4 protein-coding genes and 3 pseudogenes are annotated in these 4,582 nt (G+C 41.2%); 3 read left to right on the forward strand and 4 right to left on the reverse strand.

The window, feature by feature from the left end; genetic code table 11:
* Positions 1-471: 471 nt before the first annotated feature.
* Positions 472-621: pseudogene (locus AB4496_RS00695) on the forward strand (transposase); the annotation flags it as partial.
* 601 nt (positions 622-1,222) lie between these two features.
* Here the strand turns inward: AB4496_RS00695 and AB4496_RS00700 are convergent.
* From AB4496_RS00700 to AB4496_RS00710, 3 genes and pseudogenes are all read right to left on the reverse strand, one after another.
* On the reverse strand, positions 1,223-1,402 hold the full coding sequence (locus AB4496_RS00700) for a hypothetical protein (RefSeq protein WP_016800071.1): 180 nt from the start codon (positions 1,400-1,402) through the stop codon (positions 1,223-1,225).
* Positions 1,403-1,575: 173 nt separating this feature from the next.
* Entirely contained in the window at positions 1,576-2,127 is a 552-nt protein-coding gene (locus AB4496_RS00705; RefSeq protein ID WP_240798338.1) for a PadR family transcriptional regulator, read from the reverse strand.
* Between the two features lie 173 nt (positions 2,128-2,300).
* Positions 2,301-2,792: pseudogene (locus AB4496_RS00710) on the reverse strand (transposase); the annotation flags it as partial.
* A 389-nt stretch (positions 2,793-3,181) separates the two neighbouring features.
* Between AB4496_RS00710 and AB4496_RS00715 the strand changes: the two are divergent.
* Together AB4496_RS00715 and AB4496_RS00720 are read left to right on the forward strand one after the other, a co-directional pair.
* Positions 3,182-3,427, forward strand: a complete 246-nt coding sequence (locus AB4496_RS00715) for a hypothetical protein (RefSeq protein WP_016800074.1) — start codon at positions 3,182-3,184, stop codon at positions 3,425-3,427.
* Positions 3,428-3,526: 99 nt separating this feature from the next.
* The gene (locus AB4496_RS00720) at positions 3,527-4,162 is read left to right on the forward strand and encodes a LysE family translocator (RefSeq protein ID WP_016800075.1); all 636 of its coding nucleotides are present in this window, start codon (positions 3,527-3,529) and stop codon (positions 4,160-4,162) included.
* Between the two features lie 72 nt (positions 4,163-4,234).
* Here the strand turns inward: AB4496_RS00720 and AB4496_RS00725 are convergent.
* Positions 4,235-4,454 (reverse strand): annotated as a pseudogene (locus AB4496_RS00725) (IS3 family transposase); the annotation flags it as partial.
* Between the last annotated feature and the right edge of the window lie 128 nt (positions 4,455-4,582).

Consider the following 4,582-nt stretch of genomic DNA (forward strand, 5'->3'; position numbering starts at 1 on the left):
CACAATGGTGCGGAGAGTACAATGACCACGAAAGAGCCTTGTCCAATCTCTTTCCGACTCTCGTTGCCTTTTGGCTACAGCGTATTAACCACTTCCGCTGTTTCATCACATAACGCGCCTTAAATGGATTCACATTACATTCATCATATTGACTCCCTAGCACTCACCCGATTTTGAGGTTATCAGGAGGAACATCCTCTCACGATTTTGCTCCCGCTCAGCCTAACGACCAAGCTTCGTTACGTTGTCAGAGCCGCTGCTTTATTCAGGATCTTAGGGTCATCTGGTGATACAGATGGTTCACTCTGCGTGGTGAACAACGCTTCATACGACTTCAGGTCGCACGGACAATTATGAGTTAGATAAATTGCAGTACAAATAAAAAGAGGTCTCCTTTACCTGTATTAGTTCCTATTAGCTCTGATAGGTCCCGAGGCGATAAGTGGGGGGACGTAAAGCAAACAGAACCAGCGTGGTAGGTCACGTCGATTCAGTGATTTAGTTATTACTACCACTGCGCTAATGGTGAAACGAGTCTTCTCTATGCCATTGAGATCGCTGCAAGGGTCTATCGATTCAATATTTAGGCTAGCTTCATGTTCCGTTGAGCTGCCCACATAACAAAAGTATCATTCGCCATGCAAAAGAGGTAGATATCTCATCTAAAACAAAAACAAGAGGCGCAATGCAGTGCCTAGCCATTGAGTAGAGAGGCATCAAGGTTTATGGTGAAGGTAAGTAGGAAGTAAAAAACCTTGTTCAGATGGGAAGCTTAGAGTATGGCGAAAGTTACACTTAGCGGTCGATACCAAGACGCCGAAAATCCTTGCTGCTGAGTTAAGTTTATCTAATGTTACCGGTGGAGAAGTGCTCCCGAACTTACTCAAATAAACACGCCGAAGTCTCATAGAGGTATCTGGCGATGGCGCTATGACACGAGGTCTTGTTACTATGCAATTCAGATTAAACTCGCGTTTGAGCTCATCCCCTTCCCGAAATCTCGCGGCTGGTTGCCCGGAGGTGTCCGGTTCCAATAAGTATTGGAAACAGCGGTCTGGTTATCACAAACGTTTACTTTCATAAACTTAGACATGCTCAAAGCGCTGTAGAAGCTTGGGATGCCTGAAACCTGTCGTATTGATTAAAAAGCATATCAAACGGTGAAAAATGGTCTCTCAACTGAATTACGCGACAAAGCGGCCGTGCTTTATTGTCTTCTATTTCACCCATCCTTCCAAAGCGCATCAAATTCTTGGGCTTCAAGGATGTCTTCAATGCGGCGACGAACTTTGGTCTGCTGCTTTAATTTTTCTGGCACGGTTTTACTTGGATATGGTAAGGCGTGGTTGGGTTTAAGCGGTATTTCCATGCGCTGATGGGCTGGTACGGTTCTTTTGTCCATGAGGTGTTCTCCTTATTATGAATCAATCCCACTATTTTAATATTTTGGCTGATGTCGTTCTCTTCAAGTTCATTCTGGGTGCGTGCTTGACGGGGCCTCATCTTCTTGAGGTGTAATGTATTTGGCGATGTGGTCAATTTCTTTTTTAACGACTTTGCTTTGAGTGGACGTTTTCAAAACAAGGTCTTCTGGATGTCTTGGAACCAATCCAAATTCAATTGAACTTCTGCGAGTCGCTTTTTGAGGATAAGGGTTTGACGAGCGTTTAATTGCGGTTGTTTCAAGGTTCGTTCGTAATATTGACAGACCGTGAGGGTGGTTTTGATGCTGAGGTCTATCTCACGGCTTAATTCTGTTGGTGCGAGAGAATGATTCATCAATTTTATACAAAACGAATCTCTATGCTGACAGGTGGCCACCGGTGTCGATAGCCAGTTAATTAGCGCTTGTTTACCAAGTTCGGTGATAGTGAAAGCGTTGCCTTTTGAAGCACAGTTCGCATGCGCTTCTATCCATCTTTCTTTGTGCAATACCTTAATCTCTCGATAAGTATGCTGTAGGACGGCGCTCCAATAATGGGATTGGTTGATTTCTTTGGTGACGCTGTAACCTGAGTGGGGTTTTTCATTTAAATACGTCAATATGACGTAACGTAGTGACATCTTTTTAGTTCCTTCAATTATTACAATGCGGTCGGCTTGAATGCGCTGAGATGTTTTCATCATTATTGGGGCGATTATTAACCTGACGTCTTTATGCTTCTTCCTGTCAGCTATCGCAAGAGGTTGAAGGGTAATTAATAATTAATAATTATCCGTTTTTTGATTTTGAGTTGTTGATAGGCTTTGTGGTAACCATACCGCTCTTTCCAATATTTATTTGAGCCGTATAACTTCTAGCTGCCCATTGCGAGATTTCTAGGATGGCCACGCTCCCAGAAGGCTGCCCCTTCTCTTGGGGGGAATAAGCGCAACGGCTCGCTTAATCTTAATAGCAGCGTGACACGATCTCGTGTCGTAAGCGCCATCACCAGATACCTCAAGGGTGCTTTGACGTGTTTGTTTCAGTAAGTTCGGAAGAACTTCGCCATAAACCTTAAGGCCAGTAGCATCAATGGCTAGGTACTGTATTGCTCCTCTCGTTTTAGTCTTAAATGAGACCTCAACTTGCTTTGTTCTACGACTGATGCAAGTGTAATGCGGACAACTTAATGGAACATGGGCAAGTCTAAATATCGAGTCGATAAATCCTTGTAGCGCTCTCAGTGGCCGCGTTTCACCATGAGCGCTGTCGTGAGAGCTAAATCACTAAACCGACGTGGTCTCCCGCGCTTATTCTGTTTGCTTTGCGCCCACCTGCTTATCGTCTCTTCATCAATCCATGAGGCTAAGAAGGAGAGTGAAGGTAGTTGCTCAGATCATAGGTTGCTGACTTATTTCCATTGAGTTGCGCAAAAAACCGAGGGGAATAAATTAAATCATAAATTAATTGTTTAATTGATGGGTTTTAAGCATTTTATCAAGATGACTACAGTCGTCACATTTATTTTAGTCATTATTATAGTTTCAAAGGATATTTGAGTGGAAACTCCAACTAGTTATATTTGTATTGTTATCGTTGTTCTGGGTCGCGCCTTAAGAGATGACTGCAAAGGTATATTTTTCAGACGTAATAAATTGTTTATTCATTTGCAGATAAATTTGGATAAATAGTTATCTTCCCTCATTAAAAAACGGAATTTAAGCGTTATTCTTTGATTTTTATAAACTCGAATCTAGCATGAAAACTTTAATTTATGAGGATACATTCATCATGCAATATGGACAATCAAGGATTGACGCTGCTTTTCAGAATTTTATAGACAGTTTAACTCAAGCAGATATTTGTAAGCTTCAATCCCAATTTTCAAAAAAGCCTCTGGTTTGCATCGCCGATATACTGCCAGAAAATTTGTGGCTTGAATTGAGTGAGGAAGCATCAAACTTAGTGGAACATTATGGCAAGCGAAAAAGCTTTACTTGTTGATAATCAAGTATTTAGATTCTACGAGAAGTTTGGCTTTCATGTTGCAGATATTAAGCCTATGTGGGTTTACGTACGCACAGACCATTAAAAGGCAATGGCATGGACATTACCACAATCTTATTATTTACAGCTTCAATTACGCTACTATCAATAGTACCTGGTCCAAGTGTGTTGCTAGTGATGATTCAAAGTATGGGGGTCGGGCTTAAGTCGGGTTTAATAACGACCTTAGGAATTGTCATAGGTGCTATGTTATTTTTTAGCATTGCATATTTTAGCATCAATACGGCACTTGCTCAGAACGGCGTCCAAGGAATCTATCACTTCGTACAATTTGTTAGTGCCATATACTTAGGGTGGATAGGCTATAGTCTAATTATGGCGGCTTCTCCTCATTTAAGTGAAACCGATATCTCAACGTCTGATTTATCAACAAAGGAATTTTTTGCCGGGCTATCTATAGCTATGGGGAACCCAAAAACTATCCTTTTTTATGCTTCTATCTTACCTAGTTTTGTTGACCTTACGAATAGTAATATCAGTGATTATATGATCTGTTTGGGGATTGTCGGTATTTCGACGGCACTAGTGCTTTCGATGTATGCTGTCATTGGTTACTGGATGCGGGCACATATAGTGTCAAGATACATTGAACAGTGGGGCAATAAAATTGCAGGATTTTTCTTTGTTTTAATGAGTCTTTACCTTATCTATCTTTTTTCGACGAGTCTATAAATTGGGGAAGCGTAACTGTTTGTAGAGTCTTTTCTTTCACAAAAATTTGGTGAGGGAAAAGTTGTCTTACCTTCATATGAATAAGTGTTTTCCTATTTGATAAGGGTGCTCTACACTTGTCAGACTGACTGGTTTGCTAAGTGACAAGAAATTAACTGGACTTAGATATTCAAGTGCCCTGTGCCTTCTTGTTCGGTAATAATTAACCTCGATGTATTCGAAGAGTGCTTGGCGCATATCTTCTCTCGTCATTATCGGCTCGTATTGGACGTTCTACTTTCATTAAGTGGAAACACTGGCGTTGACGCCCCTATATCAACACTTACGTCATAACTGAAAGGTCTTTGAATGTAATTGGGTAAAGTTAACGAACTATATAATGTTTCAAACACCTTTGTCTTTCCTTTATTGAAAGCCCTT

The sequence above is a fragment of the Vibrio sp. 10N.222.46.A1 genome (assembly GCF_041473595.1).
Lineage (GTDB): Bacteria > Pseudomonadota > Gammaproteobacteria > Enterobacterales > Vibrionaceae > Vibrio > Vibrio tasmaniensis_A.

What these genes read in the sequence shown, in the direction of transcription:
- AB4496_RS00700 (WP_016800071.1), bottom strand. Translation starts at nt 1,402, where the DNA reads ATGGACAAAAGAACCGTACCAGCCCATCAGCGCATGGAAATACCGCTT.
- AB4496_RS00705 (WP_240798338.1), bottom strand. Translation starts at nt 2,127, where the DNA reads ATGATGAAAACATCTCAGCGCATTCAAGCCGACCGCATTGTAATAATT.
- AB4496_RS00715 (WP_016800074.1), top strand. Translation starts at nt 3,182, where the DNA reads ATGAAAACTTTAATTTATGAGGATACATTCATCATGCAATATGGACAA.
- AB4496_RS00720 (WP_016800075.1), top strand. Translation starts at nt 3,527, where the DNA reads ATGGACATTACCACAATCTTATTATTTACAGCTTCAATTACGCTACTA.